This window comes from Ramlibacter algicola (genome assembly GCF_016641735.1).
Classification (GTDB): domain Bacteria; phylum Pseudomonadota; class Gammaproteobacteria; order Burkholderiales; family Burkholderiaceae_C; genus Ramlibacter; species Ramlibacter algicola.
Window position 1 is genome coordinate 3,670,420 of sequence record NZ_JAEDAO010000001.1, and the last position, 26,424, is coordinate 3,696,843.

The window sequence follows — 26,424 nt, forward strand, 5'->3', positions numbered from 1 at the left end:
TCAGGTGTCCTTCGAAACCGTGATGGTCGGGAACTTCGACGTGAAGTCCTTGGCCTTGCCGGCCACGCGCACGGCCACCTGCCGCGCGACGTCCTTGTAGATGGTGGAGACCTTGCCGTCGGGGTCCGCCATCACCGTCGGCTTGCCGCTGTCGGCCTGCTGGCGGATGCCCATGTCCAGCGGCAGCGCGCCCAGGTACGGCAGGTTGCGCTCGGCCGCGTAGCGCTTGCCGCCGCCCTCGCCGAAGATGTGCTCGACGTGGCCGCAGTTGCTGCACACGTGCACGGCCATGTTCTCCACCAGGCCCAGCACCGGCACGCCGACCTTCTCGAACATGGTGACGGCCTTGCGCGCGTCCAGCAGCGCGATGTCCTGCGGCGTGGTGACGATCACCGCGCCCGTCATCGGCACCCGCTGCGACAGCGTCAGCTGGATGTCGCCGGTCCCCGGCGGCATGTCGACGACGAGGTAGTCCAGCTCGCGCCAGTTCGTCTGGCGCAGCAGCTGCTCGAGCGCCTGGGTGGCCATCGGGCCGCGCCAGATCATCGCTTCGTCCTGGTCGACCAGGAACCCGATCGACATGACCTGCACGCCGTAGTTCTCCAGCGGCTCCATGGTCTTGCCGTCCTCGCTCTCGGGACGGCCCTGGATGCCCATCATCATCGGCTGGCTGGGACCATAGATGTCGGCGTCGAGGATGCCGACGGACGCGCCTTCGGCGGCCAGCGCGAGAGCCAGGTTGACGGCGGTGGTGCTCTTGCCCACGCCGCCCTTGCCGGACGCCACCGCGATGATGTTCTTCACGTTGGGCATCAGCTGCACGCCGCGCTGCACGGCGTGGGCCGTGACCCTGGTCGTGATGTTCACGGACACGTTGCTCACGCCGGCGACGCCGCGAGCCGCCGCCACCAGCGCCTGGCGCAGGGCAGGCAGCTGCGACTTGGCGGGATAACCCAGCTCGACGTCGAATGCGACGTCGGCGCCGTTCACCTGCAGGTTCTTGACGGCCTTGGCCGAGACGAAGTCGGCCCCGGTGTTCGGGTCCTTCACGGCCGCGAGCGCGGCGAGGATCTGGTCGGGGGAGGCCATGCTGCTACTTCTTCCGATGCGAGCCGGTCAGTGTACCGGCCCGTAAAATCGTGGGTTCCCCTGCGGAAATGAGCCCCATGCCCCAGCGCAATCTCTTCGTCACCACCGCCCTGCCGTACGCCAACGGCAAGTTCCACATCGGCCACATCATGGAATACATCCAGGCCGACATCTGGGTGCGCCACCAGCGCATGGGCGGGCACAGGGTGCAGTTCGTGGGCGCCGACGACGCGCACGGCGCGCCGATCATGATCGCCGCCGAGAAGGCCGGCGTCACGCCGCAGCAGTTCGTCGCGCAGATCGCCGCCGGCCGCAAGGAGTACCTGGACGGCTTCCACATCCGCTTCGACAACTGGCATTCCACCGACAGCACCGAGAACACGGAGCTGGCGCAGGCGATCTACCGCGACCTGAAGGCCAACGGGCTGATCGCCAGCAGGACCATCGAGCAGTTCTTCGATCCCGAGAAGAACATGTTCCTGCCCGACCGCTTCATCAAGGGCGAGTGCCCGAACTGCCACGCGAAGGACCAGTACGGCGACAACTGCGAGGTGTGCAGCAAGGTCTACAGCCCCACCGACCTGATCGAGCCGTACTCCACCCTGTCGGGCGCCAAGCCGGTGCTGCGCACGTCGGAGCACTTCTTCTTCCAGCTGTCGGACCCGCGCTGCCTGCAGTTCCTCACGCGGTGGACCACCAGCGGCGCCGTGCAGCCGGAGGTGCTGAACAAGATCAAGGAGTGGCTGCAGCCCGATGAAAGCGGGAAGACGGCGCTGGGCGACTGGGACATCAGCCGCGACGAGCCTTACTTCGGCATCCCGATCCCGGACGCGCCGGGCAAGTACTTCTACGTCTGGCTCGACGCGCCGGTGGGTTACCTCGCGTCGCTGAAGAACTGGTTCGACAAGGGCGGCGCCCGCGCCGCCGGCGAGCCGCGGTCGTACGCCGACTACATCGCCGACCCGGCGGTGGAGCAGGTGCACTTCATCGGCAAGGACATCATCACCTTCCACACCTTGTTCTGGCCGGCGATGCTGCACTTCAGCGGCCGCAAGGTGCCCAGCAACGTGTTCGTGCATGGCTTCCTCACCGTCAACAACGGCGAGAAGATGAGCAAGAGCCGCGGCACCGGCCTGGACCCGCTCAAGTACCTGTCGCTCGGCATGAACTCCGAGTGGCTGCGCTATTACCTGGCGGCGAAACTGAGCGGGCGCAACGAGGACATCGACTTCAATCCCGACGACTTCATGGCCCGCGTCAACAGCGACCTGGTCGGCAAGTACGTCAACATCGCCAGCCGCGCCGTGAAGTTCCTGCCGGGCGGCAAGCTGGTGGGCGAGTTCGACACCGCGCGCGCCGAGCGCCTGGTCGACGAAGTGCGCAACCTGCTGGAAGGCCGCGAGTACGGCAAGGCGGTGCGCGAGATCATGGCCTACGCCGACGAGGTCAACACCCGCTTCGACGGCGCCGCGCCCTGGAAGCTGGTGAAGGAAGGCAAGGGCGACGCCGCGGCGCTGGTCTGCTCCGACTGCATCGAAGCCTTCAAGGTCATGACCGCCTGCCTGAAGCCGATCCTGCCGACGCTCGCCGAAGCCGCCGAGCAGTTCCTGCGCAGCGGGTCGCTCGATTGGGCGAATGCGGCCAGGCCGCTGGGGTCGGGCCACGTGATCGGCGAATACAAGCATTTGATGCAGCGCGTGGAGGCGAAGCAGCTGGATGCGTTGTTCGAGGTGGCGGCGGCGGAGACGCCCCCTCCCCAGCCCTCCCCCGGAGGCGGAGGGAGCAACGACGCAGGCCCGGGAGGGAGTGAACCGGGCGGCGAGCCTCTCGCCGCCGAAATCACGATCGACGACTTCGTGAAGGTCGACCTGCGCATCGCGAAGATCGTGAATTGCGAAGCGGTCGAAGGCTCGACCAAGCTGCTGCGGCTCACGCTCGACGTGGGCGAAGGCCGGCATCGCAACGTGTTCTCCGGCATCGCGTCGGCGTACAAGCCCGAGCAGCTGGTGGGCAAGCTCACGGTGCTGGTCGCCAACCTCGCGCCGCGCAAGATGAAGTTCGGCGTCAGCGAAGGCATGGTGCTGGCCGCCAGCCACGCGGACGACGAGGCGGACAAGGGCATCTACGTGCTCGAGCCCTTCCCGGGTGCGCAGCCGGGCATGCGCGTGCGCTGACGGCCCGGCGGTGCGGCAGCTTCAACAACTGCTTACCGCGTCGTCGCGGCCGGCGCATGGCTCGTCCATAGAATGGGCCGGCCCATCCACCCGCGACTGTCCATGCCGTCCCTGCGCCACGCCGCCGCCCTCCTCCTCCTGGTCCAGCTGGGCGGCTGCGCCGCGGTGACCGTCATCGACACCGCCGCCAGCGTCGCCGTCTCGGGCGTCGGCCTCGCGGCGGACGCCGCCATCGGCACCGCCCGCCTCGCGGGCCGGGCGGTCGGTGCGGCGGCCGATGCCGCCATCCCCGGCGACGAGTAGCCCGGCGGTGGTGGGCACGCAGGCGTAGACTGCCCCGATGGCCCTCCAGGCTGCACCCGCCGTCACGCTGCCCCTGTCGCGGCGGCGCCGGTTCATCACCCGCCTGCACCACTGCGGCCCACCGCGCACGCGCTGAGCCGGGTCCGCGCGGGCGTGCGGATCCGGATCCCAGGTCCCACCTCCGGAGATCCGCGTGCGCATTCCCTTCGTCTTCCGTCCACGGCTCGTGGACGCCCTTCGCGGCTACGGCCGCGACCTGTTCCTGCATGACCTCGGCGCCGGCCTCACCGTCGGCATCGTCGCCCTGCCGCTGGCGATGGCGTTCGCGATCGCCTCGGGGCTCAAGCCCGAGGCGGGCCTGTGGACGGCCATCATCGCCGGCGCCGTCATCGCGCTGCTGGGCGGCAGCAACGTGCAGATCGGCGGCCCCGCCGGCGCCTTCATCGTCATCGTCTACGGGATCATCGAGCGGCACGGCGTCGCCAACCTGCTGATCGCCACCGCGGGGGCCGGCGTGCTGCTGTTCCTGCTGGGCCTGCTGCGCCTGGGCACGCTGGTGCGCTACGTGCCGGTCAGCATCGTGGTGGGCTTCACCAACGGCATCGCCGTGCTGATCGCCGCGTCGCAGCTGCGGGACTGGCTGGGGCTGCGGGTCGACCACATGCCGGCCGACTTCTTCGCCCAGCTGCGCGTGCTCGCCGGCGCGATCGACACCTTCAATCCGGCGGCGTTCGCGCTCGGCGCCGCTTGCGTCGCCGGGCTGGTCGCCTGGCCGCGCTTGTGGCACGCCCGCTCGCCGGTGCAGCGCGCGCTGGAGGACCTGCCCGGCATGCGCAGCGCCGCCATCGTGGGCGCGCGCATCCCGGGGCCGGTGGTGGCGCTCGTCTCCCTCACGGCGGTGTCGCTCTGGCTGCGGCTGCCCGTGGAGACGCTGGGCACGCGCTTCGGCGGCATCCCGCAGGGGCTGCCCTCGTTCGTGCTGCCGGCCGCCTCGTGGGACACCGTCAAGCAGCTCGTGTCGCCCACGCTGACCATCGCCGTGCTCGGCGCCATCGAGTCGCTGCTGTGCGCGCGGGTGGCCGACCAGGTGAGCGGCCTCCGGCGGCACGACCCGAACCAGGAGCTGATGGCACAGGGCGTGGCGAACTTCGTGGTGCCGTTCTTCGGCGGCATGCCCGCCACCGGGACCATCGCGCGGACCGTGACCAACGTGCGGGCCGGCGCGACGACGCCCGTCGCGGGCGTGGTGCACGCCATCACGCTGGCGATCGTGGTGCTGGCGGCCGCGCCGCTCGCGCTGCACGTGCCGCTGTCGGTGCTGGCCGGCATCCTGCTGTTCACCGCGTGGAACATGGGCGAGTGGCACGAGTTCGCGAAATTGCGCCACTACAAGACGTACTACCGCGTGCTGATGCTCGGCACGTTCTTCCTCACGGTGGTGTTCGACCTCACCGTGGCGGTGCAGGTGGGGCTGGTGGCCGCCTGTGCGTTCTTCATCCACCAGATGAGCTCGCTGTTCAGCGTCGAGCGGGTCGACGGGCCGGGGTTGCAGTGGCGCCTGTACGGCTCGCTGTTCTTCGGCGCCGTGGCGAAGGTCGACGAGATCGTCGGCACGCTGGAAACGGGGCCGGAGGCGCCGGACGTGGTGCTGGACGCGCTGCACCTGGTGCACCTGGACACCTCGGGCCTGGACGCGCTGCGGCAGGTGCAGCAGGCGGCCCTCTCGAAGGGCGGCAGTTTGCGCATCGTGTCGCTGCAGGAGCAGCCGCGCGCCGTGATGCAGCGGGCCGGCTTCCTGGCCGGACTGGCGCCCCCGGCGCGCTAGCTGGGCCCGCCCCGCATCTCCGCCGAGTCCGTGTCCGGGCCCGACTGCGTGCGCACCACGTGCAGGTCGCGGTCGAACCACACCGTGAAGTACTTGGACTGGTTCGGCGGCTCCATGTAGCGCCAGTCCCAGGCCTCTTCGCCCTTCAGCGCGAATGGCGTCTTCTTCGCCGGCTTGCCCAGCATCCGGCGCACCTGCTCCATCGGCATGCCGGGCTGGATGCGCGCGAAGGTCTGCGGCGTGAGCACCTGCCGCAGCGCGGTCATCTTCCCGTCCGGGGCGATGGTCACCATGTAGTTCTCATGGCCGGCCGGGTTGCGGTTGTATTCGAGGATGCGGGCGCCGCCCGGTCCGTCCCAGATGTTCTCCGGCTGGCCCAGCTGGGCGCGGACGTCGGCCTCCGTGGAGACGCCTTCCTGCAGCTTCTCGAGGCGCTGCCGGTCGCAACCGGCCACGCCGAGGGCCGCGCCGAGCGCCAGCAGCCAACCGCACAGTCGCATGGACCACCCCGGGTAAAATCGATCCTTCACACCGCCAGCCTGCCCCATGTCGTTCCTGCTCCGCATCTTCCGCCGTCCCGACTACAAGTCGGACGTCACGCAGTTCATCGAGCAGCTCAAGCAGCAGCGCCCGGACATCGAGGCCCAGCAACGGGTCGGCCGCGCCCTGCTGTGGGACAAGCACCTCGATCGGGAGGCCCTGTCCGAGTACAAGCAGGCCCGCGTGCCGCAGAAGCCATACGTGTACGGCTCCGGCAACGGCGACGACCAGCCCTGACGTGAGCGATTCGACCGACCCCACCACGCTGCCGGACCCGGCGGCCGAGGTGCCGGGCCTGCCCGAGGTGGTCGACCAGGTGGCGCTCGCGCGCCTGTACGGCGAGCCGCTGTTCGCGCTGCCGCAGGACCTGTACATCCCGCCGGACGCGCTCGAGATCTTCCTCGAGGCCTTCGAGGGCCCGCTGGACCTGCTGCTGTACCTGATCCGCAAGCAGAACTTCAACATCCTCGACATCCCGATGGCGGCGGTCACCCGCCAGTACCTGACGTACGTCGACGAGATCCGCAGCCGCAACCTCGAGCTGGCCGCCGAATACCTGCTGATGGCGGCGATGCTCATCGAGATCAAGTCGCGCATGCTGCTGCCGCCCAAGAAGACGGCGGAAGGCGAGGAAGCGGAAGACCCGCGCGCCGAGCTCGTGCGCCGCCTGCTCGAATACGAGCAGATGAAGATGGCCGCGCAGCGCGTGAACGAACTGCCGCACCTGGGCCGCGACGTGCTGCGGTCCCAGGTCTACATCGAGCAGTCGCTGCAGCCGCGCTTCCCCGACGTGCACGTGCTGGACCTGCAGGAGGCGTGGCGCGACATCCTCAAGCGCGCGCGCCTGGTGCAGCATCACAAGATCTCGCGCGAGGAATTGTCCGTGCGCGAGCACATGAGCATCGTCCTGCGCAAGCTGCAGGGGCGCAAGTTCATCGAGTTCGAGGACCTGTTCGATACGTCGCGCGGCGTGCCGGTACTGATCGTCACCTTCATCGCGATGCTGGAACTCGCCAAGGAAACCCTCATCGAGGTGACCCAGGCGGAGGCTTACGCGCCCATCTACGTGCGGCTGGCTTACCAGCCAGCCTGATCTTCCCAACCCAGAAGGAAGACAGAAGGAAGCCAGGAGCCGCAGAACACACCATGAGTCTCCAACGTCCTCGCCTTCTTCTGCGTCTTCTGTCTGATTTCTGCGGTCTCTGCGTTGAGATTGCTGCGAAAAAATGAGCAGCTCTTCCCTCGATTTCGACGTCCTCATCGTCGGCTCCGGCCTCGCGGGCCTGTCCGCGGCGCTGCATCTCGCGCCGACGCACCGGGTCGCCGTGATCACCAAACGCGCACTGTCCGACGGCTCCAGCGGGTGGGCGCAGGGCGGCATCGCGGCGGTGATGGATCGCAGCGACAGCTTCGCTTCGCACGTCGACGACACGCTGGTCGCGGGCGCGGGCCTGTCGGATCCGGCCGCCACGCGCTTCGTGGTGGAACACGCGCCCGAGAGCGTCGCGTGGCTGCAGCAACTGGGGGTGCCGTTCTCGCTGGAGGACGGCCACCTGCACCTGACCCGCGAAGGCGGCCACAGCGCGCGGCGCATCGTGCACGTCACCGACGCCACCGGCGCGGCCGTGCAGCAGACGCTGATCGGGCACGTGCGGCGCACGCCCAACATCCACCTGTTCGAGCAGCACACGCTGGTCGACCTGGTCACCAGCCGGCGCGTCGGCCAGCAACCGCAGCGCTGCCTGGGCCTGTACGCGCTGGACGAGGAGACCGACGAGGTCCTGACGTTCCGCGCGCCGCAGACCATCCTGGCGACCGGTGGCGCGGGCAAGGTGTACCTGTACACGACCAATCCCGACACGGCGACGGGCGACGGCATCGCGGCGGCCTGGCGCGCGGGCTGCCGGGTGACGAATATGGAGTTCATCCAGTTCCACCCGACCTGCCTGTACCACCCGCACGTCAAGAGCTTCCTGATCTCCGAAGCGGTCCGCGGCGAAGGCGGCCGGCTGCTGCTGCCCGACGGCACGCGCTTCATGCCGGGCCACGATCCGCGCGCCGAACTGGCACCGCGCGACATCGTCGCCCGCGCCATCGACTACGAGATGAAGAAGCACGGCCTGGACTGCGTGTACCTGGACATCTCGCACCAGCCGGCCGCGTTCGTCCGCGAGCACTTCCCGACCATCCACGCGCGCTGCCTCGAGCTGGGCATCGACATGACGCGCGAGCCGATCCCGGTCGTGCCCGCCGCGCACTACACCTGCGGCGGCATCCACACCGACCTGTCCGGCCGCACCGACCTGCCCGGCCTGCATGCCATCGGCGAGACGGCGTACACCGGGCTGCACGGCGCCAACCGGCTGGCGAGCAATTCGCTGGTCGAATGCATGGTGTTCGCGCGTTCGGCGGCGCAGGACATCCGCGCGACGCCGCAGCCCGCCGTGCCCGCCCTGCCCGCGTGGGACGCGAGCCAGGTCACCGACCCCGACGAATCGGTCGTGATCTCGCACAACTGGGACGAGCTGCGCCGCTTCATGTGGGACTACGTGGGCATCGTGCGCACCAACAAGCGCCTGGAGCGCGCCGCGCACCGCATCCGGCTGCTGCAGGAAGAGATCCACGAGTTCTACGCGAACTTCCACGTGAGCCGCGACCTTCTGGAGTTGCGCAACCTCGTCACCGTCGCCGACCTGATCGTGCGGTCCGCGCAGGCCCGCCACGAGAGCCGCGGCCTGCATTTCAGCCGCGACTACCCGCAGCAGCAGGCGAACCCGAAGCCGACGATCCTGGTGCCGGGCGACCGCTAGTCCCGCGACGGTCATGTCCGCCGCCAGCGTCCTCAAGCAACTCAAGACGTTCGGCCTCTCGCTGCCCGGCACCACGCCGAAGGCGCCCTGGCCGGGCCACGACGACGTCGCGGTGAACGACAAGACCTTCGCCTACCTGAGCGTGCATGGCCAGGGCCTGCAACTAAGCGTGAAGCTCCCGGTGACGGGCAAGGACGTCCTGAAGCTGGCGAACGCGAAGCCCACCGGGTACGGCCTCGGCAAGAGCGGTTGGGTGAGCCTTGCGTACGAGGATGCCGCCGCCGTGCCGGTCGACACGGCCAAGCGCTGGATGATGGAAAGCTACCGGGCGCAGGCTCCCAAGCGGCTGGTGAAGCAACTGGAAGCGGAGCAGCCGTGGGTCGCTGCTGGCGAACTGCCGACGGCACGCAGGACGCACAAGCCCTGACACCACGCCGGCCCGCGCCGGCATCGCCTGAACGAGGGAGGGTCAAGGCGCGACCCGGCCGATAGACTGCGCCGCGCCACCAACCTCAGGAGCACCGCCTTGCGCAAGACCGCCCTCATCACGCTGGCCATCGTCCTGGCCGGCGCCAGCGCATTCGCCCAGACCCGAAAGCCGATCGACCCGAAGAACCCGGACCCGGCGGCGGTCGAGAGGCAGCTGAAGGCGGGCGCCAAGCCCGCGCCGAAGAGCGATGGCTCAGACCTGGGCAAGCAGCGCTGGAAGGACGACTACACCAACATGGTGGTCGCCACCGGCGTCACCAAGTCGTACCCCGACCACGACACCAACATCCCCGGCGACGTGATCGCCAAGAAGGTCGGCACCAGGGCCGCCGCCGAGGAGATGTGGAAATCACAGAACGGCAAGGTCGTTGACTACAGCTCGAGCTGCGACGCCCCGGACCGTTGCGGGCCCACCGCCGAAATCAAGATCGTCGTCGACTTCGGCTACATCCGGGACACGCACATCTACAAGCGCATGCCTTGAGGCGGCGCGCCCGTATGGGGCGCGCGAGACGACGGCGCATTCCAGGCGCAGGATGCAGCCTCAGGCCTTCATGCCGACCATCCAGCGGTGCAGCTCCACCGAGAGCAGCCCGCTGCGCACCGCCGGGTCAGACTCGGCATGCGCGCGCAGGGACGCTTCGTCCACGCCGGGTTGCGGCACCATCATCCCGGCCGCGAAACCGTCGAGGAACGGCCCGCCGGCGAGCAGCTTGCCCCGGTCCAGCCACTGCCGCCAGTGGGCGACGTGCTCGCGGACGCCGTCCTGCTCGAACATGGACTTGGCCGCGTCCCAGCGCGGGCCGGGACGGTGGAGGACGACGAAGCGGGTGTCTTGCATCGGGGGCTCCTTGCGGCTCAGGCCGCCTTGCGCAGGAACACGCTGTTCGGGTCGTCGGTGTAATCGCCGAACGGCCCGCAGCGCTCGTAGCCGGCGCGCTCGTACAGCCCGATCGCCTCGGTTTGCAGGTAGCCGGTTTCCAGCACGAACTCGCGGCAGCCCAGCGACCGCGCCTGCACCTCCAGGAAGTCCAGCAGCGCACGACCCGCGCCGCGCCCGCGGCACGCCGGCGCCACGTACATGCGCTTGACCTCGCCGACGCCGTCCTGCAGCACGATCGCGCCGCAGCCCACCGCGATGCCCGCCTCGTCCCGCGCGACGGCGAACAGCACGTCGGGTCGCAGCAGCGCCTGCAGGTCGATGCCGTGGAAGCTCTCCGCCGGGTACAGCGGCTTCTGGTACGCGTCGAGCGCCTCGACGAGGGCGACGACCTCCGGCTGGTCGGGCTGCTCGAGCCGCACGCTCGTGGCTCGCTGCACCGGCACCGTCACTTCGCCGCCGGCACCGTCAGCTGCGTCTGCGTGACGAGCGCGCACAGCTTGCCATCGGCGGTCGCGAGCTCCGTCTGCCACACCTGCGTCGTGCGCCCGCGATGCACCGGCGTGCAGGTGCCCACGATGGTGGTGCCCAGCGGCACGCCGCGGATGAACTTGGTGGACGATTCCACCGTCGTCGTGCGCGCGCCCTCGGGCAGCGTGAGGAACGAACCGACGGCGCCCAGCGTGTCGGCGAACGCCATCTGCGCGCCGCCGTGCAGGATCTGTCCGGTGGTGCACAGCTCCGCGCGGACCGCCATCTCGGCCACGACGCGATCGGCGCTGGCCTCGCGCAGGCGGACACCGAGCAGGCCCGGGAAGAGCGGTTCGAGGATGGCTTGCAGCTGCTGGAGATCGGGCATGGGGGTCCTCAGGATGGATCGGGCCGGCGGCGGCTCGCCTTCCAGGCCTCGATCGCTGGCAGCAGCGCCAGGCGGCGCTGCAGGCTGTCGGCCGGCCAGAGTTGCTCGCGGTCGTAGTACTCCTCCACCGCGGGCGTGCCGGGCGGCAGCACGACCCAGGGCTGTTTCGACGCGGTGAAGATGTGGATGTCGGGCGGCAGCGCGTCGGGCTGGTCCAGCGTGCCCACGCGCACGAAGCGCAGCAGCGGGCCGGCACCGGCGTAGTTGCTCCACACCGCGATGCGGCAGCGCGGGCAGCGCGCGATCACCTGCCCGGCGCCGCTGGCCGAGGGCGTGTCGACCAGCTCCGGTTCGATGCCCAGGTGCACGACGCGATCGGCTTCGATCATCGCGTTGAGCGCGAACGAGGCGCCGCTCTCGCGCTGGCACCAGCGGCAATGGCAGCAGTGCACGAACAGCGGCCGCGACGCGAGCCGGAAGCGCACCTGGCCGCAGTCGCAGCCGCCTTCGAGCTGGGAGGGGTCGGTGGCAGTCATGGTGGGCCTGGTGCGACCGTCGGCTCTCGGCAACGCCGCGGTCGCCGCTTTATACCGCGCGTCGGCTGGCCCGCGCGGGCTCCAGCGCGGGACGGGATACTCGGGCCGCCAGCCCGCCATGCCCACCCCGAGCCAGCCCGTTCCCCTGAACACGCCGACCGGCCTCGCCGGCCAGCTGCGCGGCGTGCGCCGCACGGTGCTGCAGAGCGTGCTCAGCGTGCTGAGCAAGGCCGGGAACTCCGACGAGAAGAAGCTCGAAGCCGTGCGCGAGGAAGTGCTGCGCGCCCTCGATGCCTGCGGCCCCTTCGCGGCGGACATCCGCATGCGCGTGCGCCACTGCACCGACCTCGAGGACATGTGGTACCTGCGGCCGCAATTGAACAGCGTGCTGCAGGGCGCGCTCGGCGAGGAGATGGCCACGGCGGCCATGCAGCGCATCACCGCCCTCTTCGTCGGCGCCGGCTTCCCGGTGCCGGGCGGCGGCCCGCCGCGGCGGCGCTGACCTCCCGGCGCGGCGGCTAGACTCGCGCCGCCGGAGGACTCCCCCTTGATCTCGCCTGTCGCACCTGCGGCGCCGCTGCGCGCCGCCTTCAACCCGCTGATCCGCCCCTACCTCGTGTTGCAGGTGGGCCTCGCGCTCGTGCTCACCATCGTGGGTATCCCGCTGGCCATCGTCTGGTTCCTCGGCGTCGGGTCCTGGTGGGCGCGGCACTGGTTCGACAAGCTCGAATGCGAGCTGGGCCCCACCGCGCTGCGCTTTCGCAAGGGCATCCTGTTCCAGGTCGAGAAGACGATCCCGCTGGAGAACATCCAGGACGTCACCTTCATCGAGGGGCCGGTGCTGCGCCGATTCCACCTCGCGATCCTGAAGTTCGAAACCGCGGGCCACAGCGCCGGCCAGGCCAGCGACATGCAACTGGTCGGCATCCGCGACGCGCACGAGTTCCGCGCCGAGATCCTGCGGCGCCGCCAGCAGCTGCGCGACGCCCATGCTCCCCAGGCGCAGCAACGTACCGAGGGGTCGCAGGACGAAGTGGTGCAGGTGCTGCGCGAGATCCTGGCGAAGGTCGACGACCTCGCCGTGGCGGTCCGCGAACGCCGCTGAGCGTTCAGGCCGCGGGCACGGCGTCGCCGCCGTGCCGCTGCTGCAACTGCCACATGCGCGCATAGCGCCCGCCGCGCGCCAGCAGCGCCTCGTGCGTGCCGCGCTCGACGACGTGACCGGCCTCCATCACAAGGATCTCGTGCGCGTCGACCACCGTCGACAGCCGGTGCGCGATCAGCAGCGTGGTCTTGTTGCGCGCCGCCGTGCGCAGCTCGGCCTGGATGGCGCGCTCGTTGGCGGAGTCGAGGGCCGAGGTCGCCTCGTCGAAGATCAGGATCGGCGGGTTCTTCAGCAGCGTGCGTGCGATGGCCACGCGCTGCTTCTCGCCGCCCGACAGCTTCAGGCCGCGCTCGCCCACCATGGTCTGGTAGCCGCCGGGGGTCGAGGTGATGAAGTCGTGGATGCGGGCGGCGCGCGCCGCCTCCTCGACTTCCGTGCGGCTGGCGCCCGGGCGGCCGTACGCGATGTTGTATTCGACCGTGTCGTTGAACAGCACGGTGTCCTGCGGCACGATGCCGATGGCCCGCCGCACGCTGGCCTGCTGCACGTCGCGGACGTCATGGCCGCCGATGGTGATGCGGCCCTGCTGCACGTCGTAGAAGCGGTACAGCAGGCGAGCCAGCGTGGACTTGCCCGAGCCGGAAGGACCGACCACCGCCACCGTCTTGCCGGCGGGGATCTCGAAGCTGACGTCGTGCAGGATCACGCGCGCCGGGTCGTACGCGAAGGTGACGTGCTCGAAGCGGACGGTCCAGTCGGAAACCGGGAGGACGTTGGAGGCCGGAGCGCCCTCACCCTGGCCCTCTCCCGGAGGGAGAGGGAGAAAGAGAGCCGGCGCATTCGGTCGATCCGCCACTTCGCGCTCGCGGTCCATCAGCGCGAACATGCGGTCCAGGTCGGTCAGGCTCTGCTTGATCTCGCGGTACAGGACGCCCAGGAAGTTGAGCGGGATGTACAGCTGGATCATGAAGGCGTTGATCATCACCAGGTCGCCCAGCGTCATGCGGCCGTCGACCACGCCCAGCGTCGCGCGCCACAGCATGGCGACCAGGCCGATCGCGATGATCAGCTGCTGGCCCGTGTTGAGCATCGACAGCGTGGTCTGCGCCTTCAGGCGCGCGCGCCGCAGTTTCTCCAGGCTCTCGTCGTAGCGCCGCGCCTCGAAGCCTTCGTTGTTGAAGTACTTGACCGTCTCGTAGTTCAGCAGCGAATCGATGGCGCGCGTGTGCGCGGCGGAATCGAACTCGTTGGCCTGGCGCCGGAACTTGGTGCGCCACTCGGTGATCGAGACCGTGAAGGTGATGTACAGCGCCAGCGCGATGAGCGTGATCCAGGCGAACCACGCGTCGAACCGCACCGCAAGGATCGTGAGCACCAGCGCCACTTCCACCAGCGTCGGCACGATGCTGTAGAGCGAGTACGAGATCAGCGACTCGATGCCGCGCACGCCCCGCTCGATGTCGCGCGTCATGCCACCGGTCTGGCGTTCCAGGTGGAAGCGCAGCGACAGCGCGTGCAGGTGCTCGAAGGTCTCCCGCGCGATGCTGCGCGCCGCCCCCTGCGTGGCCTTGGCGAACACCAGCTCGCGAAGTTCGGTGAACAGCGTCGTCGACAACCGCAGCAGCCCGTACGCGACCAGCAGGCCGACGGGCACCACCAGCACCGCGGCGGGGTCGCCCGCCTTCAGGCTCATCGCGTCGACCAGGTTCTTCAGCAGCAGCGGCACGCCGACGTTGGCCAGCTTGGCCGCGATCATGAAGCCGAGCGCGATGACGACACGGCCCTTGTACTGCCACAGGTAGGGCAGCAGGCGCTTCAGCGTGGACCAGTCCGCGCCACTGGGGGCGGCGGCAGTCGTGGAGGCGTGGGGAGCGAGGGAAGCCGGCGCGGCTTCGCCGGAACGGCGCATCGGGGACAATCCAGGGGTTTGCGACGGAGATTGTGCCCATGTCGACGACTTCAAGCCTGCAACGCATCCCCCCGGCCTTGCCGCCCAGCGACAAGGAGCTGGTGCTCAAGGTGATCCCGATGCCTGCGGACACCAATGGCAACGGCGATATCTTCGGCGGCTGGGTGATGGCGCAGGTCGACCTGGCCGGCTCGGTCATCCCGGCGCGCCACGTCAACGGCCGCATGGCCACGGTGGCGGTCAACGAGTTCGTGTTCAAGCAGCCGGTGCGCGTGGGCGACATCCTGTCGTTCTATGCGGCGGTCACCCGCATCGGCCGCACCTCGATCACCGTGCAGGTCGAGGTCTACGCCGAACGCTTCGGGGCGCAGGGGCAGTTCGTCAAGGTCACCGAGGCCACCGTCACCTACGTGGCGATCGACGACCAGGGCAAGCCGCGGCCGATCGAGCAGCACGGCTGACAGCGGCGTCGGACGCGCGCTGTCCCACCGCACGCACAGCCGATGCTAGGCTCCAGCACATGAATACCCCCGACCCGTTGCGCTCGCCAGCGCTGGAGCACCGCACGCTGCTCTGGCTGGTGGTCGTGTTCACGGTCGCGTTTGCGTTCGTGCTGTGGCCGCTGGCCGGCGCGCTGCTGTGGGCGGTGTTCCTGGCCATCGTGTTCTGGCCGATGCACCAGCGCTGCCTGCGCCTGGTGCGCAAGCCCTGGCTGGCCGCCCTGCTCACGCTGCTGACGATCGTCGTCATCGTGATCGTGCCGCTGGCGATGGTCAGCGCGTCGGTCGTGCAGGAAGCGTCGGTGCTGTACCAGAGCCTGCGCTCCGGCGAGATCAGGCCCGGCGAGTGGCTCCAGCGCATCTTCGACGCGCTGCCGCCGTGGGCGCAGGCGGTGATGGCGCGCTTCGGCGTCTTCGACGTGCCGGCGCTGGCGCAGCGCGTCGGCGCCGTGCTGTCGGGCAGCAGCCAGTTCATCAGTACCACGCTGCTGGGCATCGGGCAGAACACGCTCAACTTCGTGGTCGCGTTCTTCATCATGCTGTACGTGCTGTATTTCTTCCTGCGCGACGGCCGCGAGCTGGCGGCGCAGGTCGAGCGAGCCGTGCCGCTGCGCCTGGAGCAGACGCGCCGGCTGCTGCGGCAGTTCGTCGCCGTGGTACGCGCGACGGTCAAGGGCAACGTCGTCGTCGCGCTGGTGCAGGGCGCGCTCGGCGGGCTGGCGTTCTGGTGGCTCGACGTGCCCGGCGCCACGCTGTGGGGCGCCTTCATGGCGCTGCTGTCGCTGCTGCCCGCGGTCGGCGCGGCGATGGTGTGGGGGCCGGTCGCGATCTACAAGCTGTTCACCGGCGAGGTGGCCGGCGCCATCGGGCTCACGGTGTGGGGCGTGCTCGTGATCGGCCTGGTGGACAACGTGCTGCGGCCGATCCTCGTCGGGCGCGACACCAAGCTGCCCGACTACGTGGTGCTGGTCGCCACCGTCGGCGGCATCGGCCTGTTCGGGCTCAACGGCTTCGTCATCGGGCCGGTGATCGCGTCGATGTTCATCGTCGCGTGGAACCTGCTGACCGACGTGCGCCGGCACACGCCGGGGTCAGCGGCGGAGGACCGACCCGTGCAGGACGGCCAGGGCGGCGCGCAGCGGCCCGAGGGGCAACTGCCCCGGCGCCGACGCCGCCCGCCCCGCGGCGAAGGTGAGCGCTGAGCCGAACTCGCCGCCGCACACGCGCGACACCGCGCCCAGCGCGCCCATCGCCATCCCGGCCACCGGGATCGGCAGTTCCTCGCTCGCCATCCACGTCGCCTGCAGCAGCGTGAGCACGTCGCCAGTGCCTTGCGGCATCACGGCGACCTTGGCGACGTCGGCGCCGAGCCGGTACGAGTCCCGATAGCGCTCGAGCAATTCGCCCAGGGCCGGCGTGCGCTGGAAGTCGTGGAAGGACAGCACCAGCGTGCAGCCCGCGGCATGCGCGGCCTCGCAGATGGCCGCCACCTGGGCGGGATCGCCGCTGGCTTCGGTGTCGACCAGGTCCACGCCACCCCTCTCGCAAACGGCGGCGTACAGCGGCACCAATTGGTCGTCGTGCAGTGCCGTGGCTTGCCCGCCCTCGTGTTGCGCGCGCCGCGTGTACAGCAGCGGCAACCCGGGCGCCGCGGCCTTGATGTCGCGTGCGGTGGCGACGACGGCATCGATGTCCACGATGGCGGTGAAGTGGTCGACGCGCCACTCCAGCAGGTCCGGCCCGAGCGAGGCCGCATCGGTGGCCTCGCGCAGCAGGGCGTCGCGCGTGCGGCCCACCAGCGGCACGCAGACGGCGGGCAGCGTGCCGCCCGCGAGCGGCGTTCCACGGACGGTGATCGGTCGCATGCTCAGGAGACGATGTAGGCCGCGGCGGCGGTCGACAGCAGCTTGCCATCGTGGCCGAGGAATTCCATCCGGGTCGACGCGACGCGCGAGCCCAGCCGCAGCACCTCGGCACGCAACTCGAACGATTCGCCGATGGCCGGCCGCAGGTAGTCGACGCGCAGGTCGATGGTGCCCAGCTTGCCGAAACGGTGCAGCCGCGCCTGCGGCGGCTCGTCCAGGTGGCGCGCGCCGATCGCCGCCATGCACGCCAGCCCGCCCATCGCGTCCAGCCCAGCGGAGATCACGCCGCCATGGAGCCGGTTGTAGGCGAAGTGGCCCACCAGCTCGTGCTTCATCGCGAGGCGCCCGACGACCCGGTCCGCGCGCAGGGTCTCGATCTTCAGGCCCAGCAGCTGGTTGAAGACGATCCGCTCCTCGAAGATCGCCTTCAGCCCGGAGATGAACTCCGGCTCGAACTCGGTCGCGCCGGCGGGCGGGTTCTTGCTCATGGGGTGCATTGTGCCGGGAGAGGAAAACTCCCAAACGCAGAAGTCGCAGAAGAAGCGCGGAAGTCGCAGAACGGACATCCTTGATGGATTCTTCTGCGATCTCTGCGCTTCTTCTGCGTCCTCTGCGTTTGGGAGTTCTGTCTTCGCGCCCCGATGAGCCACCGCTGCGAGATACTTGCCGCCATGGCCTCCAAAGCTCCCACCGTCCGCCCGCGCCGCGCGTCGACCAAGACGTACAGCCAGATGCTCGAGGAGATCGAGCTGCTGCAGCGCCAGGCGGAGGAGATGCGCAAGCGCGAGATCGACGACGTCATCCGCCGCATCAGGGCGGCGATCGCCTTCTACGGGTTGACCGAGGAAGACCTGGGCTTCCGCAAGCGCGCGGAGAAGACGGTCGCGTCGCCCACGCCGCCACCGCCCGCGCCGGCCAAGAAGAAGAAGCGCAAGTCGCGCTACACCGAGCGGCCGCTGGCCGGGCCGGTCAAGCGCTGAGGGCGGCGGCTCTTTCCCGCAGCAACGCCTGCTCGCGCTCGTTGCCGGCGAGCTCCGCGGCCGCGAGGAACGCATCGCGCGCTTCCCCGTTGCGGCCGAGCCTGGCGAGCAAGTCGCCGCGCACCGCGTGCAGCCACTGGTAGCGCTGCAGCAGCTTGTCGCCCAGCAAGCCGTCGACGATCTCCAGGCCCGCGGCCGGCCCATCGGCCATGCCGACGGCGACGGCGCGATTGAGCTCCACCACCGGCGACGGCTGGACGATCGCGAGCTCCGCGTACAGCGTGGCGATGCGGTCCCAGTCGGTCTCGGCCGCCTGTGCAGCTTGCGCATGGCAGGCGGCGATCGCGGCCTGCAAGGTGTACGGGCCGCGTGCGGTGGAGAGGCGCTCGGCGCGTTCGAGCGCGACGAGGCCGCGGCGGATCAGCAGGCGGTCCCAGCGGCCGCGGTCCTGGTCGGCTAGAAGGATCGGCCGGCCTTGCGCATCGGTGCGCGCGGCGGTCCGCGACGACTGCAATTCCAGCAGCGCGGCCAGCCCTTGCGACTCCGCATCCTCGGGTGCGAGCTCCGCGACCATGCGTGCGAGCCGCAGCGCCTCCTGCGCCAGCGCGGGCCGCATCCAGTCGCCGCCGGCCGTCGCCGTGTAGCCCTCGTTGAACACGAGGTAGATCACCTCGTGCACCGACGCGAGCCGGGCGTGCAACTGCTCGCCGCGCGGTGACTCGAACGCGACCTTCGCGTCGCGCAGTTTCTGCTTGGCGCGCACCAGCCGCTGGGCGATGGTGGGCTCGGGCACGAGGTAGGCGCGCGCGATCTCGTGTGTCGTCAGGCCGCCCAGCAGCCGCAGCGTGAGCGCGACGCGCGCATCCATCGGCAGCACGGGATGGCAGGCAGTGAAGACCAGCCGCAACAGGTCGTCGCCGATCTCGTCCTGCCGCGCCGCGTCGAGCGCGTCGGTGAAGTCGGGCACGACGTGCGCCTGCTGCGCCTCGAGGTCGGCGGCGATCTCGTCGTGCTTGCCGGCGTGCAGCGCCTGCTGCCGCAGCCAGTCCAGGCCCTTGCGCTTGGCGGTCGCCATCAGCCACGCCCCCGGCTTGTCGGGCAGGCCTTCGCGCGGCCAGTGGTCCAGCGCCTCGAGCAGCGCTTCCTGCGCGAGGTCCTCGGCCACGGCGACGTCGCGCACCATCCGCGCGACGACTGCCACCACCTTGGCGGCGTCGAGCCGCCAGATGGCCGCGATGGTGTCGTGCGTGGCCGGATGCATCCGCGCGTCAGGGCGCCGGCGGCGCGGCCGCCATGTCCATCCACACCAGCTCCCAGACGTGGCCGTCCAGGTCCTCGAACGCCTGGCTGTACATGAAGCCCAGGTCCTGCGGCGGGCGCGTGACGCGGCCGCCGCCCGCCACGGCCTTGCGCACCAGGTCATCGACGTCCGCGCGGCTGTCGCACGACAGGCAGGTGAGCACCTCGACGTGCTCGCGCGTGTCGGCGATCTTCTTGGTCGTGAACGTCTGGAAGAAGGGCTCGACCAGCAGCATCACGAAGCCGTCGTCGGAGATCACCATGCAGGCGCCCTGCTCGTTGCTGAACTGCGGGTTGAACGTGAAGCCGAGCGACTCGAAGAACCCGCGGCTGCGCTGCATGTCGCGGATCGGCAGGTTGACGAAGATCTTGCGCGCGTTCACAGCAGCCCCAGCCGGTCGAGATCTTCATGTTCGTAGAGCGGGCGCACTTCGATCTCGGCCGCCTGCCCGTGGCCCATCGGGTTCGGGAAGCGGCGCGTCCACTCCAGCGCCTCCTCGCGGCTGCGCACCTGGATCAGCGTGTAGCCGCAGACCACTTCCTTGCTTTCGGTGAAAGGGCCGTCGACGACGCGCTGGCCGTTCGCGTCCCAGCGCACGCGCCAGGCGTCGCGCGAGGGTTTCAGGCCCGCGGCGTCGAGCAGCGCCCCGGCGCGCGCGAGCTCGTCGTTGTACGCGCCCATCTCCGCCATCATCGCCCTCGCTTCGGGCGGAAACTCGCCGCGCTCGGTCATCGGCGTGGCTTTCACGAGGATCATGTAGCGCATGGCTTGCTCCTTCATTGCTGCGGCATCAGCGGCTGCAGCATGCTGGAGCGGTTGCCCTCGGTGTCGAGGAACGCGACGTAGTCGCCGACGGTCGGGATCATCATCGGCTCGCCGAGCACCTGCCCGCCCGCGGCCGTGACCTTCTTCATCGACGCGCGGATGTCCTGCACCGCGATCACGATGCCGGGAAACTGCGCCGGCATGTCCGGCGTCTTGGTGAAGAAGCCACCGTTGATGCAGCCGGGCACGGCGTGGGGCGGCGCGGGTGGCGGCGCGGACGGCTCGGCGGTTGTCACGACCACGTAGTTGCCCATCTCGGGGCCGAGCATTTGGACCTCCCAGCCGAAGGCCTGTTCGAAGAAGCGGGCGATGCGCTCGCGGTCGTTGCAAGGCAATTCGAAGTGCACGACGGGATCCATGCGGTGTCCTTTCCGGTGTCATCGGGAGCGCGGGGCGCCCCTCACTTGCACGACGTGCGAGCGGACCGGAAATCGACAACGCCGGCGCCTAGGTAAAACCCTAGACGCGCTGCCTCAGGTGTAGCAGGGCCCGGTGGCGCGCACCTCGACGGTGGCCCACTGTGCCGCCGGGCACTCGCGCGCGATCGCGATCGCCTCGTCGCGATCCGCCGCTTCCACGAGGAAGAACCCGCCGACCATCTCCTTGGCTTCCGCGAACGGGCCATCGACGAGCCGCGCCGCGCCGTTGCGCACCTGCACGCGCGCCGCGTTCGCGTCCGGCGAGCTGAGCGACTCCACCGCCTTGAGCTTGCCGCGCCGCTTCAGCTCGTCGGCGAACTGGAGCATGCGGTCGAACACTTGCTTGCCCTGCGCTTCCGTGCGCGTGGCCCGCTGGGCCGGGTCTTCGACAATGAGGAGCATGTAGGCAGCCATGCCGGCATTCTGCGCGACCTTGTCGTTCCCGCGAAGGCGGAAATCCGGGGCCGTCCGCCCAGCCTCGTCGTCATCCCCGCGGAGGCGGGGACGCATCGCTTCCATCTTTGTCATTCCGGCTTTCGCCGGAATGACAGACGTGCGGAATGAGAGCGGATTCAAGCCTTCGCCGCCCCCTGCCGCACCAGCAGCCGTCCCAGCAGCACCAGCGCCGACACGACGTACGCCAGTCCCGCCGGTACCCACATCACGAGGCCGCCGAGCTGCTGGTCCTCGACCGGGTCGATGCCGAGTGCGTTGGACGTCGCGATGTAGGGCTCGTACCAGGCCGTCGGGGCGAGGCTCAGGAGCGCGCCCAAGGCGGCGGTGTGCAGCATGGTGGTGAACAGCAGGCCGACGGCCTGGCCGGTGCCGATGGACTGGCGGGCGTCGTGGCCGAGCGCGGCCCACCAGAAGAACAACGCGGTGCCGAGGAAGCTCGCGTGCTGCAGCACATGCAGGCCCTCGTGCGTCAACGCGGCGCTGAAGAACGACGGAACGTGCCACAGCCACAGCGCGAGCGCATGCAGCCCCCAGGCGACGACGGGATCGGTGAGCGTGGACCACACCGCCCCGACGGGGCCGCTCTGCGTGAACCGGCCCAGGGCCTGCCGCACGCCCGGCTCGAAGGCCCAGGTCCAGGCGGCGAGCGGGCGGCCGATCACCACCAGCGGCGCGGCGATGACCATCAGCAGTTCGTGCTGCACCATGTGCGCGGAAAACAGCTGCCCGCCCAGCGTGTCCAGCGGCGACACGAGCGCGAGCACCAGCGTCAGCCAGCCGGCGACGAAGGCGGCCACGGTGCTGCCGTGGATGCCACGCCCCTGCCCTGCCCGTGCCCACAGGCGCCGCACGCCATGCAGGTACAGGCCGAGCGCGAACACGAGCGACCCGACCAGCCAGGGCGCGAAATTCCACTGCCACGGCGAGACGGCCGCAGGCGCCGCTTCCGGCACGTGCGCGAGCGCTGCTGCCGGCAGCAGCGTCAGGGCAAGCAGGGCGAGAGGACCCATGCGGCGAACCACATCACGAGGACCAGCAAGGCGGACAGCGCTGCGACGGCCGTCGCCGATGCGGCCAGGAAGCGCCGCGTCTCGTCCGGCCCCTGCGTCGCCGAATCCGACGGCATCGCATGCAGGCGCCAGTCGCGGCGCGAGAGCAGCGCGCAGGCGGCGGTGAGCAGGAACGCCAGGACCGCGACCGCGTGCAGCGCAACGCGCGTCTGCGTCGAGCATTGCGGCGTCACCAGCGACAACATCAGGCTTTGCGCGCCCAGCGCGATGGAAGGCGCGATGAGGAGTCCGAGGAACGTGGGCATGCGGTGGCTCCCCTAGGTGGCGCGGGCGCCCCAGTACAGGACGAGGTAGATCGGCAGCCACGAGAACACCACGAAGTACCAGTAGAACGCGTTCTCGCTGACGTCGGTGTAACGCTTGCCTTCCAGCGGGCCGGTGAAGAACAGCACGCCCAGCACGATCGAATCGAAGACGTCGGTCACGAGGTGGGTGGTGTGCAGGCCCAGGAGCATCCAGACGATGGAGCCGTAGGCGTTGGTGTCCCAGCGGACGTTGAGCGACGCGAACTCCAGCACCCGCACCCCGAGGAACGCCACGCCGACGGCGATCGACACCCAGAGCCACAGCCGCACGCCGGCCAGGTCGTAGCGTTCGGCGGCCTTCTTGGTGAAGTGGTTCGGCACCAGGCTCACCAGCATGATCACGGTGTTCACCGTGCCCCACAGCAGGTCGGGAGCTTTCACGCCCAGCGGCCAGTTGTCCGCGTGGCTGCGCAGGTAGAAGTAGGTCATGACCGCGAGCGCGAACACCGTGCCCTCGACGGCCATCAGGCCCAGCGTGCCCCACCACATCATGGTGCGGTGGGAGAACACCACGGTCGGCAGCGCGGAGACGTCCAGCGCCGTGCCGTCGCGCGCCACTTCGCTCATGACGCCTTCTCCACTGCCAGCGCCCGGCGCACTTCGGCGCGCTTGGGCCAGAACCAGATCGTCAGCGCGATCGCGACCGGGATCGTCCCCCACACGACCGCCCAGGGCGTGAACACGAGGCCGGTGAACAGGATCGTCGTGCAGATGGCCGCGACGAAGGGCCAGGGCGTCGGCGCGGGGAAGGTGGTGCGGTGGTCGGGCTTCGCGTCGATCACGGTCGTGATCAGGTGCTCTCGAATGCCGGCGGAGAGCCCCGCGACGTGGGTCGGCGCGCCGGCCGGCGGCACTTCCCACAGCGGATACGGACCATGCACCACGGGAATGCGGTGGAAGTTCGGCGGCGCGGGCGGCGAGTCCGTCGCCCACTCCAGCGTGCCCGCACCCCATGGATCCGGTCCCGCGACCTCACCGGCGCGCCGGCTCCGGATCGCATTGGCCAGGGTCAGGAAGATGCCGAACGCGAACGCGTACGAGCCGATCGACGACAGCAGGTTCAGCCCGTCCCAGCCCATGCCGGACTGGTAGGTGTAGATGCGCCGCGGCATCCCTTGCAGGCCGAGCACGTGCATCGGGAAGAAGGCGACGTTGAAGGCGACGAACATGGTCCAGAACGACGCCTTGCCCAGCTTCTCCGACATCACGCGGCCGGTGAACTTGGGATACCAGTAGTAGAGCGCGCCGAACAACGGGAACACCGCGCCGCCGATCAGCACGTAATGCAGGTGCGCGACGACGAAGTAGGTGTCGTGCACCTGCGTGTCCAGCGACACCGATGCGAGCATCAGGCCGGTCATGCCGCCGATCACGAGGATGAAGAAGAACGACAGCGCGTACAGCATCGGCGTGCGCAGCACCAGGCGGCCACCGCCGATCGTCGCCAGCCAGCAGAAGATCTGCGTCGCACTGGGGATCGCGATCAGCATGCTGGCCGCGGTGAAGAAGGTCTTGCCCAGGTCCGGCAGGTTGGTCGCGAACATGTGGTGCACCCACAGGCCGAACGACAGGAACGCGGTGGCGATCAGCGACAGCACCATCGCCGTGTAGCCGAAGACCGGACGTTTGGTGAAGGTGGAGATGATCGCGGACATGAACCCGAGGCCGGGCATGAAGATCAGGTAGACCTCGGGGTGGCCGAAGAACCAGAACAGGTGCTGCCACAGGATGGCGTCGCCGCCCTCGGCCGGGTTGTAGAAGTGCGTACCGACCAGCCGGTCCAGCAGCAGCGCGGTGCTGGAAAGCATCACCGCCGGCATCGCGAACAGCACGGCGAACGCGGTGACCAGCATCGCCCACACGAACAACGGCATGCGGCCCAGCGTCATGCCCGGCGCGCGCAGCTTGAACACCGTCGTGATGACCACCACCGCCTCCAGCAGCGCCGCGAGCTCGGTGTACGTGATCATCTGCGCCCAGAAGTCGATGCGCTTGCCCGGCGAGTAGTCCGGGCCGGACAGCGGCGGGTACGCGAACCAGCCGGCGTCGCCCGCGCTGTTGAAGGCGAACGCGATCCACAGCATCGTCCCGCCTGCCAGGAAGACGTAGTACGCGTAGGCGTTCATGCGCGGGAACGCCACGCTGCGCGCGCCGATCATCAGCGGCACGAAGTAGGTCGCCATGGCCTGCATCACCGGCACGGCGAACAGGAACATCATGGTCGAGCCGTGCATGGTGAAGACCTGGTTGTAGAGATCCGGTCCCATGAGGCCGTTCTCCGGCCGCGACAGCTGCAATCGCATCGCCGCCGCGAGCAACCCGCCGAGCGCGAAGAACGCGAGCGTGGTGACGAGGAAGCGCGTGGCGATCGTCTTGTGGTTGATGGCGCAGAACCAGCCCAGCAGGCCGGGTGGGTCGGACCAGGTGCGGTCCAGCGCCAGCGCCGCGGCACTGCCGGCCGGTGCGCCATCTTTCAGGTGCGCGCCGCTCTCGTCGGGCTGCTCGCCCAGCGGTCCCCTCATCGCAGGCTCCCCAGGTAAGTCACGACGGCGTCCAGGTCTTCGCGCGACAGCGGCACCGCGGGCATGTTGGTGCCGGGCTTGTGCTTCTGCGGATCCCGGATCCAGTCCGCCAGCGCCTCGCGCGTGTTCGGCAGCGTGCCGGCCGCCAGCGTCGAGCGCGACGCGACGTGCGTGAGGTCGGGCGCCTTCTTGCCCTGCGCCTGCGTGCCGTTCACGGTGTGGCACATCGCGCAGGCCGTCGATTCGAACACCGTTCGACCGCGCACGGCCTGCGCGTCCGTCGGTGGCTGCGCCGGCTGGCGCTGCGCCTGCAGCCAGGCCTGGTAGCGCTCGGGCGTCTCGGCCACCACCAGCAGCCCCATCAGCGCGTGCTGGTAACCGCAGAACTCGGCGCACTGGCCGCGGTACACGCCGGGCTGGTCGGCGCGGAAGGTGACCATCGCAGTGCGGCCCGGGATCAGGTCGCGCTTGCCTGCGAGGTTCGGCAGCCACAGGCTGTGGATCACGTCGTCGGAGCGCAGCTGCACGATCACCGGGCGGCCGACGGGCACGTGGATCTCGTTGGCGGTCTCGACGCGGTCGGACACGTGCTCGCCATCGAGGTACTTCACCGTCCACCACCACTGGTGCGCGGTGACCTCCAGCGACACGGCATCCTTGAGCGACAGGCGCGCGATCGCGCGGTCGGTGAACACGCTGGCGACCACCAGCACCAGCAGCAGCACGGTGATCGCGCCGACGCCCAGCCCGACGCGGCGCGTCGCGCGACGCTCGGGGTCCGCCAGCGGCGACACGTCACCGGGCGCGGTGTGCGGCGCCCGCGGCGCGCGCCACAGCGCCACCAGCAGCACCGCGAGCACGACGCCGAACACGACGGCGCAGATCGCGACGAACAGGTTCCACAGCTGCCCGATGTGGCCGGCCTGCGGGCCCATCGGCTCGAACACCTGGTGCGCGGCATCGGGCGTCGGCGTGGCGGCGAGCACGGCGGCAGCCAGCGCCGACAACGCGAGCACAACGGCGAGGCGCTTCATTGCTGCGGCCCTCCGGTGGGCTGCTCGGGCGGCAGGATCTCGGGCTTGATCGGCATCTTCGGCCGCGCGTTCTCCGCCTCGCCGGGATACATCGTGTCGGACCGCGAGGGCGCGACGTCCTTGCGCAGCTGCCCGCCCATCGAGCGCACGTAGGCCACGATCTGCCAGACCTGGTCCTCGGGGATGTGGCCGCCGAACGAGGGCATGCCGTTCGGCCGGCCCTGCACGATGCTCTGGAAGATCTGGGCCGGCTCGCCGCCATAGCGCCAGTGCTCGTCCATCAGCGCCGGTCCCATGCCGCCCCCGCCGTTGGCGTGGCAGCCACCGCAGTTGTACCAACGGTACAGGCGCTTGCCCTGCGCCACGCCGTAGGCATTGCCTTCGTACGGACTGCGCGGGCTTGCGGCGTTGCGGACCAGGTCCGTGCGCGGCTGCGCGGGCTGGTTGGCGGACTGCCGCTCCCCGGCCTGCTGCGGCGTTGCGTTCGGAAGCGGCGTGCGGAAGGTGCGCTCCTCGCGCTCGCAGGCGGCGAGGGCGACGACGAGCGAAAGGATCAGCAACGCACCGACCCGTCGTCCCCGCGGAGGCGGGGACCCACCGGTTCCGTTCGCATGCTCGTGCCAGGCGGG

The 26,424-nt window shown here is 69.7% G+C and carries 33 protein-coding genes; 13 read left to right on the forward strand and 20 right to left on the reverse strand.

The features are described from left to right. On the reverse strand, positions 1-1,089 hold the full coding sequence (gene apbC / locus I8E28_RS17960; protein ID WP_200789582.1) for an iron-sulfur cluster carrier protein ApbC: 1,089 nt from the start codon (positions 1,087-1,089) through the stop codon (positions 1-3). Positions 1,090-1,166: 77 nt separating this feature from the next. On the opposite strand from apbC, the gene metG reads away from it, so the two are divergent. From metG to I8E28_RS17975, 3 genes are all read left to right on the forward strand, one after another. After that, on the forward strand, positions 1,167-3,263 hold the full coding sequence (gene metG / locus I8E28_RS17965; protein ID WP_200790444.1) for a methionine--tRNA ligase: 2,097 nt from the start codon (positions 1,167-1,169) through the stop codon (positions 3,261-3,263). A 102-nt stretch (positions 3,264-3,365) separates the two neighbouring features. Further along, the gene (locus I8E28_RS17970) at positions 3,366-3,566 is read left to right on the forward strand and encodes a hypothetical protein (RefSeq protein WP_200789583.1); all 201 of its coding nucleotides are present in this window, start codon (positions 3,366-3,368) and stop codon (positions 3,564-3,566) included. Positions 3,567-3,759: 193 nt separating this feature from the next. Beyond that, complete coding sequence (locus tag I8E28_RS17975; RefSeq protein ID WP_200789584.1) at positions 3,760-5,391, forward strand: SulP family inorganic anion transporter; 1,632 nt, start codon at positions 3,760-3,762, stop codon at positions 5,389-5,391. Here I8E28_RS17975 and bamE read toward each other — a convergent pair. Continuing rightward, positions 5,388-5,891: an outer membrane protein assembly factor BamE domain-containing protein gene (gene bamE / locus I8E28_RS17980; protein WP_200789585.1), complete on the reverse strand. Its 504-nt coding sequence runs from the start codon at positions 5,889-5,891 to the stop codon at positions 5,388-5,390. The genes I8E28_RS17975 and bamE overlap by 4 nt on opposite strands. Before the next feature lie 46 nt (positions 5,892-5,937). Between bamE and I8E28_RS17985 the strand changes: the two genes are divergently transcribed. The 5 genes from I8E28_RS17985 to I8E28_RS18005 all read left to right on the forward strand — a co-directional run bounded on the left by I8E28_RS17985 (position 5,938) and on the right by I8E28_RS18005 (position 9,714). Beyond that, entirely contained in the window at positions 5,938-6,168 is a 231-nt protein-coding gene (locus I8E28_RS17985) for a DUF3460 family protein (protein WP_200789586.1), read from the forward strand. Position 6,169: 1 nt separating this feature from the next. Beyond that, complete coding sequence (locus I8E28_RS17990; RefSeq protein WP_200789587.1) at positions 6,170-7,024, forward strand: segregation/condensation protein A; 855 nt, start codon at positions 6,170-6,172, stop codon at positions 7,022-7,024. A gap of 133 nt (positions 7,025-7,157) precedes the next feature. Further along, on the forward strand, positions 7,158-8,741 hold the full coding sequence (nadB, locus tag I8E28_RS17995; RefSeq protein ID WP_200789588.1) for an L-aspartate oxidase: 1,584 nt from the start codon (positions 7,158-7,160) through the stop codon (positions 8,739-8,741). Positions 8,742-8,754: 13 nt separating this feature from the next. Beyond that, on the forward strand, positions 8,755-9,168 hold the full coding sequence (locus tag I8E28_RS18000; RefSeq protein ID WP_200789589.1) for an MmcQ/YjbR family DNA-binding protein: 414 nt from the start codon (positions 8,755-8,757) through the stop codon (positions 9,166-9,168). Positions 9,169-9,267: 99 nt separating this feature from the next. After that, a complete protein-coding gene (locus I8E28_RS18005; RefSeq protein ID WP_200789590.1) occupies positions 9,268-9,714 on the forward strand; it encodes a hypothetical protein in 447 nt (148 codons plus the stop codon). Between the two features lie 60 nt (positions 9,715-9,774). Here the strand turns inward: I8E28_RS18005 and I8E28_RS18010 are convergent, their stop codons facing one another. From I8E28_RS18010 to I8E28_RS18025, 4 genes are read right to left on the reverse strand one after another with little or no spacing between them, the layout of a single operon-like run. Continuing rightward, positions 9,775-10,071: a YciI family protein gene (locus I8E28_RS18010; protein WP_200789591.1), complete on the reverse strand. Its 297-nt coding sequence runs from the start codon at positions 10,069-10,071 to the stop codon at positions 9,775-9,777. Between the two features lie 17 nt (positions 10,072-10,088). After that, a complete protein-coding gene (locus I8E28_RS18015; RefSeq protein ID WP_200789592.1) occupies positions 10,089-10,550 on the reverse strand; it encodes a GNAT family N-acetyltransferase in 462 nt (153 codons plus the stop codon). Between the two features lie 8 nt (positions 10,551-10,558). Beyond that, entirely contained in the window at positions 10,559-10,969 is a 411-nt protein-coding gene (locus I8E28_RS18020; protein WP_200789593.1) for a PaaI family thioesterase, read from the reverse strand. Between the two features lie 8 nt (positions 10,970-10,977). Then, positions 10,978-11,505, reverse strand: a complete 528-nt coding sequence (locus I8E28_RS18025; protein ID WP_200789594.1) for a GFA family protein — start codon at positions 11,503-11,505, stop codon at positions 10,978-10,980. Between the two features lie 118 nt (positions 11,506-11,623). Here I8E28_RS18025 and I8E28_RS18030 point away from each other — a divergent pair, with 118 nt between their 5' ends. Both I8E28_RS18030 and I8E28_RS18035 read left to right on the forward strand, forming a co-directional pair. Further along, positions 11,624-12,007: a hypothetical protein gene (locus I8E28_RS18030; RefSeq protein ID WP_200789595.1), complete on the forward strand. Its 384-nt coding sequence runs from the start codon at positions 11,624-11,626 to the stop codon at positions 12,005-12,007. Positions 12,008-12,052: 45 nt separating this feature from the next. Beyond that, a complete protein-coding gene (locus I8E28_RS18035) occupies positions 12,053-12,610 on the forward strand; it encodes a PH domain-containing protein (RefSeq protein WP_200789596.1) in 558 nt (185 codons plus the stop codon). 4 nt (positions 12,611-12,614) lie between these two features. Here I8E28_RS18035 and I8E28_RS18040 read toward each other — a convergent pair whose 3' ends face one another. Beyond that, positions 12,615-14,519, reverse strand: a complete 1,905-nt coding sequence (locus I8E28_RS18040) for an ABCB family ABC transporter ATP-binding protein/permease (protein WP_200789597.1) — start codon at positions 14,517-14,519, stop codon at positions 12,615-12,617. 38 nt (positions 14,520-14,557) lie between these two features. Between I8E28_RS18040 and I8E28_RS18045 the strand changes: the two genes are divergently transcribed. Together I8E28_RS18045 and I8E28_RS18050 are read left to right on the forward strand one after the other, a co-directional pair. Beyond that, positions 14,558-14,980 carry an acyl-CoA thioesterase gene (locus I8E28_RS18045; protein ID WP_200789598.1) on the forward strand — a complete coding sequence of 141 codons (423 nt, stop codon included), beginning with the start codon at positions 14,558-14,560 and terminating at the stop codon, positions 14,978-14,980. Between the two features lie 59 nt (positions 14,981-15,039). Next, a complete protein-coding gene (locus I8E28_RS18050) occupies positions 15,040-16,221 on the forward strand; it encodes an AI-2E family transporter (protein WP_200789599.1) in 1,182 nt (393 codons plus the stop codon). Here I8E28_RS18050 and aroD read toward each other — a convergent pair. Continuing rightward, positions 16,111-16,884 (reverse strand): type I 3-dehydroquinate dehydratase, encoded by a 774-nt coding sequence (gene aroD, locus I8E28_RS18055; protein WP_200789600.1) that lies wholly within the window; start codon positions 16,882-16,884, stop codon positions 16,111-16,113. The genes I8E28_RS18050 and aroD overlap by 111 nt on opposite strands. A 2-nt stretch (positions 16,885-16,886) precedes the next feature. Further along, the gene (locus I8E28_RS18060; protein WP_200789601.1) at positions 16,887-17,372 is read right to left on the reverse strand and encodes a thioesterase family protein; all 486 of its coding nucleotides are present in this window, start codon (positions 17,370-17,372) and stop codon (positions 16,887-16,889) included. A 183-nt stretch (positions 17,373-17,555) separates the two neighbouring features. On the opposite strand from I8E28_RS18060, the gene I8E28_RS18065 reads away from it, so the two are divergent. Then, the gene (locus I8E28_RS18065; RefSeq protein WP_200789602.1) at positions 17,556-17,864 is read left to right on the forward strand and encodes an H-NS family nucleoid-associated regulatory protein; all 309 of its coding nucleotides are present in this window, start codon (positions 17,556-17,558) and stop codon (positions 17,862-17,864) included. Here I8E28_RS18065 and I8E28_RS18070 read toward each other — a convergent pair. The 11 genes from I8E28_RS18070 to I8E28_RS18120 form a co-directional block, all read right to left on the reverse strand. Continuing rightward, positions 17,854-19,125 (reverse strand): RNA polymerase sigma factor, encoded by a 1,272-nt coding sequence (locus I8E28_RS18070; protein ID WP_200789603.1) that lies wholly within the window; start codon positions 19,123-19,125, stop codon positions 17,854-17,856. The genes I8E28_RS18065 and I8E28_RS18070 overlap by 11 nt on opposite strands. Before the next feature lie 7 nt (positions 19,126-19,132). Continuing rightward, on the reverse strand, positions 19,133-19,546 hold the full coding sequence (locus I8E28_RS18075) for a VOC family protein (RefSeq protein ID WP_200789604.1): 414 nt from the start codon (positions 19,544-19,546) through the stop codon (positions 19,133-19,135). After that, complete coding sequence (locus I8E28_RS18080) at positions 19,543-19,929, reverse strand: YciI family protein (protein ID WP_200789605.1); 387 nt, start codon at positions 19,927-19,929, stop codon at positions 19,543-19,545. The genes I8E28_RS18075 and I8E28_RS18080 overlap by 4 nt, the downstream gene beginning before the upstream one ends. Before the next feature lie 11 nt (positions 19,930-19,940). Beyond that, positions 19,941-20,348, reverse strand: a complete 408-nt coding sequence (locus I8E28_RS18085; protein ID WP_200789606.1) for a VOC family protein — start codon at positions 20,346-20,348, stop codon at positions 19,941-19,943. A 114-nt stretch (positions 20,349-20,462) separates the two neighbouring features. Continuing rightward, positions 20,463-20,822, reverse strand: coding sequence for a YciI family protein (locus I8E28_RS18090; RefSeq protein WP_200790445.1), 360 nt, complete (start codon positions 20,820-20,822; stop codon positions 20,463-20,465). Between the two features lie 158 nt (positions 20,823-20,980). Next, positions 20,981-21,874: a cytochrome c oxidase assembly protein gene (locus tag I8E28_RS18095; protein WP_200789607.1), complete on the reverse strand. Its 894-nt coding sequence runs from the start codon at positions 21,872-21,874 to the stop codon at positions 20,981-20,983. Continuing rightward, complete coding sequence (locus tag I8E28_RS18100; protein WP_200789608.1) at positions 21,847-22,179, reverse strand: hypothetical protein; 333 nt, start codon at positions 22,177-22,179, stop codon at positions 21,847-21,849. The genes I8E28_RS18095 and I8E28_RS18100 overlap by 28 nt, the downstream gene beginning before the upstream one ends. A 12-nt stretch (positions 22,180-22,191) precedes the next feature. Beyond that, positions 22,192-22,806: a cytochrome c oxidase subunit 3 gene (locus tag I8E28_RS18105; RefSeq protein WP_200789609.1), complete on the reverse strand. Its 615-nt coding sequence runs from the start codon at positions 22,804-22,806 to the stop codon at positions 22,192-22,194. After that, positions 22,803-24,761, reverse strand: a complete 1,959-nt coding sequence (gene ctaD / locus I8E28_RS18110; protein WP_200789610.1) for a cytochrome c oxidase subunit I — start codon at positions 24,759-24,761, stop codon at positions 22,803-22,805. Before ctaD ends, I8E28_RS18105 begins: the two co-directional genes overlap by 4 nt. Beyond that, positions 24,758-25,795 (reverse strand): cytochrome c oxidase subunit II, encoded by a 1,038-nt coding sequence (coxB, locus tag I8E28_RS18115; RefSeq protein ID WP_200789611.1) that lies wholly within the window; start codon positions 25,793-25,795, stop codon positions 24,758-24,760. The genes ctaD and coxB overlap by 4 nt, the downstream gene beginning before the upstream one ends. After that, complete coding sequence (locus tag I8E28_RS18120) at positions 25,792-26,355, reverse strand: c-type cytochrome (protein WP_239027266.1); 564 nt, start codon at positions 26,353-26,355, stop codon at positions 25,792-25,794. The genes coxB and I8E28_RS18120 overlap by 4 nt, the downstream gene beginning before the upstream one ends. Positions 26,356-26,424 lie beyond the last annotated feature (69 nt).

Coding starts and splice junctions, on each gene's coding strand:
- apbC (WP_200789582.1), bottom strand. CDS start 1,089: ATGGCCTCCCCCGACCAGATCCTCGCCGCGCTCGCGGCCGTGAAGGAC.
- metG (WP_200790444.1), top strand. CDS start 1,167: ATGCCCCAGCGCAATCTCTTCGTCACCACCGCCCTGCCGTACGCCAAC.
- I8E28_RS17970 (WP_200789583.1), top strand. CDS start 3,366: ATGCCGTCCCTGCGCCACGCCGCCGCCCTCCTCCTCCTGGTCCAGCTG.
- bamE (WP_200789585.1), bottom strand. CDS start 5,891: ATGCGACTGTGCGGTTGGCTGCTGGCGCTCGGCGCGGCCCTCGGCGTG.
- I8E28_RS17985 (WP_200789586.1), top strand. CDS start 5,938: ATGTCGTTCCTGCTCCGCATCTTCCGCCGTCCCGACTACAAGTCGGAC.
- nadB (WP_200789588.1), top strand. CDS start 7,158: ATGAGCAGCTCTTCCCTCGATTTCGACGTCCTCATCGTCGGCTCCGGC.
- I8E28_RS18000 (WP_200789589.1), top strand. CDS start 8,755: ATGTCCGCCGCCAGCGTCCTCAAGCAACTCAAGACGTTCGGCCTCTCG.
- I8E28_RS18010 (WP_200789591.1), bottom strand. CDS start 10,071: ATGCAAGACACCCGCTTCGTCGTCCTCCACCGTCCCGGCCCGCGCTGG.
- I8E28_RS18020 (WP_200789593.1), bottom strand. CDS start 10,969: ATGCCCGATCTCCAGCAGCTGCAAGCCATCCTCGAACCGCTCTTCCCG.
- I8E28_RS18025 (WP_200789594.1), bottom strand. CDS start 11,505: ATGACTGCCACCGACCCCTCCCAGCTCGAAGGCGGCTGCGACTGCGGC.
- I8E28_RS18030 (WP_200789595.1), top strand. CDS start 11,624: ATGCCCACCCCGAGCCAGCCCGTTCCCCTGAACACGCCGACCGGCCTC.
- I8E28_RS18040 (WP_200789597.1), bottom strand. CDS start 14,519: ATGCGCCGTTCCGGCGAAGCCGCGCCGGCTTCCCTCGCTCCCCACGCC.
- I8E28_RS18045 (WP_200789598.1), top strand. CDS start 14,558: ATGTCGACGACTTCAAGCCTGCAACGCATCCCCCCGGCCTTGCCGCCC.
- I8E28_RS18050 (WP_200789599.1), top strand. CDS start 15,040: ATGAATACCCCCGACCCGTTGCGCTCGCCAGCGCTGGAGCACCGCACG.
- aroD (WP_200789600.1), bottom strand. CDS start 16,884: ATGCGACCGATCACCGTCCGTGGAACGCCGCTCGCGGGCGGCACGCTG.
- I8E28_RS18060 (WP_200789601.1), bottom strand. CDS start 17,372: ATGAGCAAGAACCCGCCCGCCGGCGCGACCGAGTTCGAGCCGGAGTTC.
- I8E28_RS18065 (WP_200789602.1), top strand. CDS start 17,556: ATGGCCTCCAAAGCTCCCACCGTCCGCCCGCGCCGCGCGTCGACCAAG.
- I8E28_RS18070 (WP_200789603.1), bottom strand. CDS start 19,125: ATGCATCCGGCCACGCACGACACCATCGCGGCCATCTGGCGGCTCGAC.
- I8E28_RS18080 (WP_200789605.1), bottom strand. CDS start 19,929: ATGCGCTACATGATCCTCGTGAAAGCCACGCCGATGACCGAGCGCGGC.
- I8E28_RS18085 (WP_200789606.1), bottom strand. CDS start 20,348: ATGGATCCCGTCGTGCACTTCGAATTGCCTTGCAACGACCGCGAGCGC.
- I8E28_RS18090 (WP_200790445.1), bottom strand. CDS start 20,822: ATGGCTGCCTACATGCTCCTCATTGTCGAAGACCCGGCCCAGCGGGCC.
- I8E28_RS18095 (WP_200789607.1), bottom strand. CDS start 21,874: ATGGGTCCTCTCGCCCTGCTTGCCCTGACGCTGCTGCCGGCAGCAGCG.
- I8E28_RS18100 (WP_200789608.1), bottom strand. CDS start 22,179: ATGCCCACGTTCCTCGGACTCCTCATCGCGCCTTCCATCGCGCTGGGC.
- I8E28_RS18105 (WP_200789609.1), bottom strand. CDS start 22,806: ATGAGCGAAGTGGCGCGCGACGGCACGGCGCTGGACGTCTCCGCGCTG.
- ctaD (WP_200789610.1), bottom strand. CDS start 24,761: ATGAGGGGACCGCTGGGCGAGCAGCCCGACGAGAGCGGCGCGCACCTG.
- coxB (WP_200789611.1), bottom strand. CDS start 25,795: ATGAAGCGCCTCGCCGTTGTGCTCGCGTTGTCGGCGCTGGCTGCCGCC.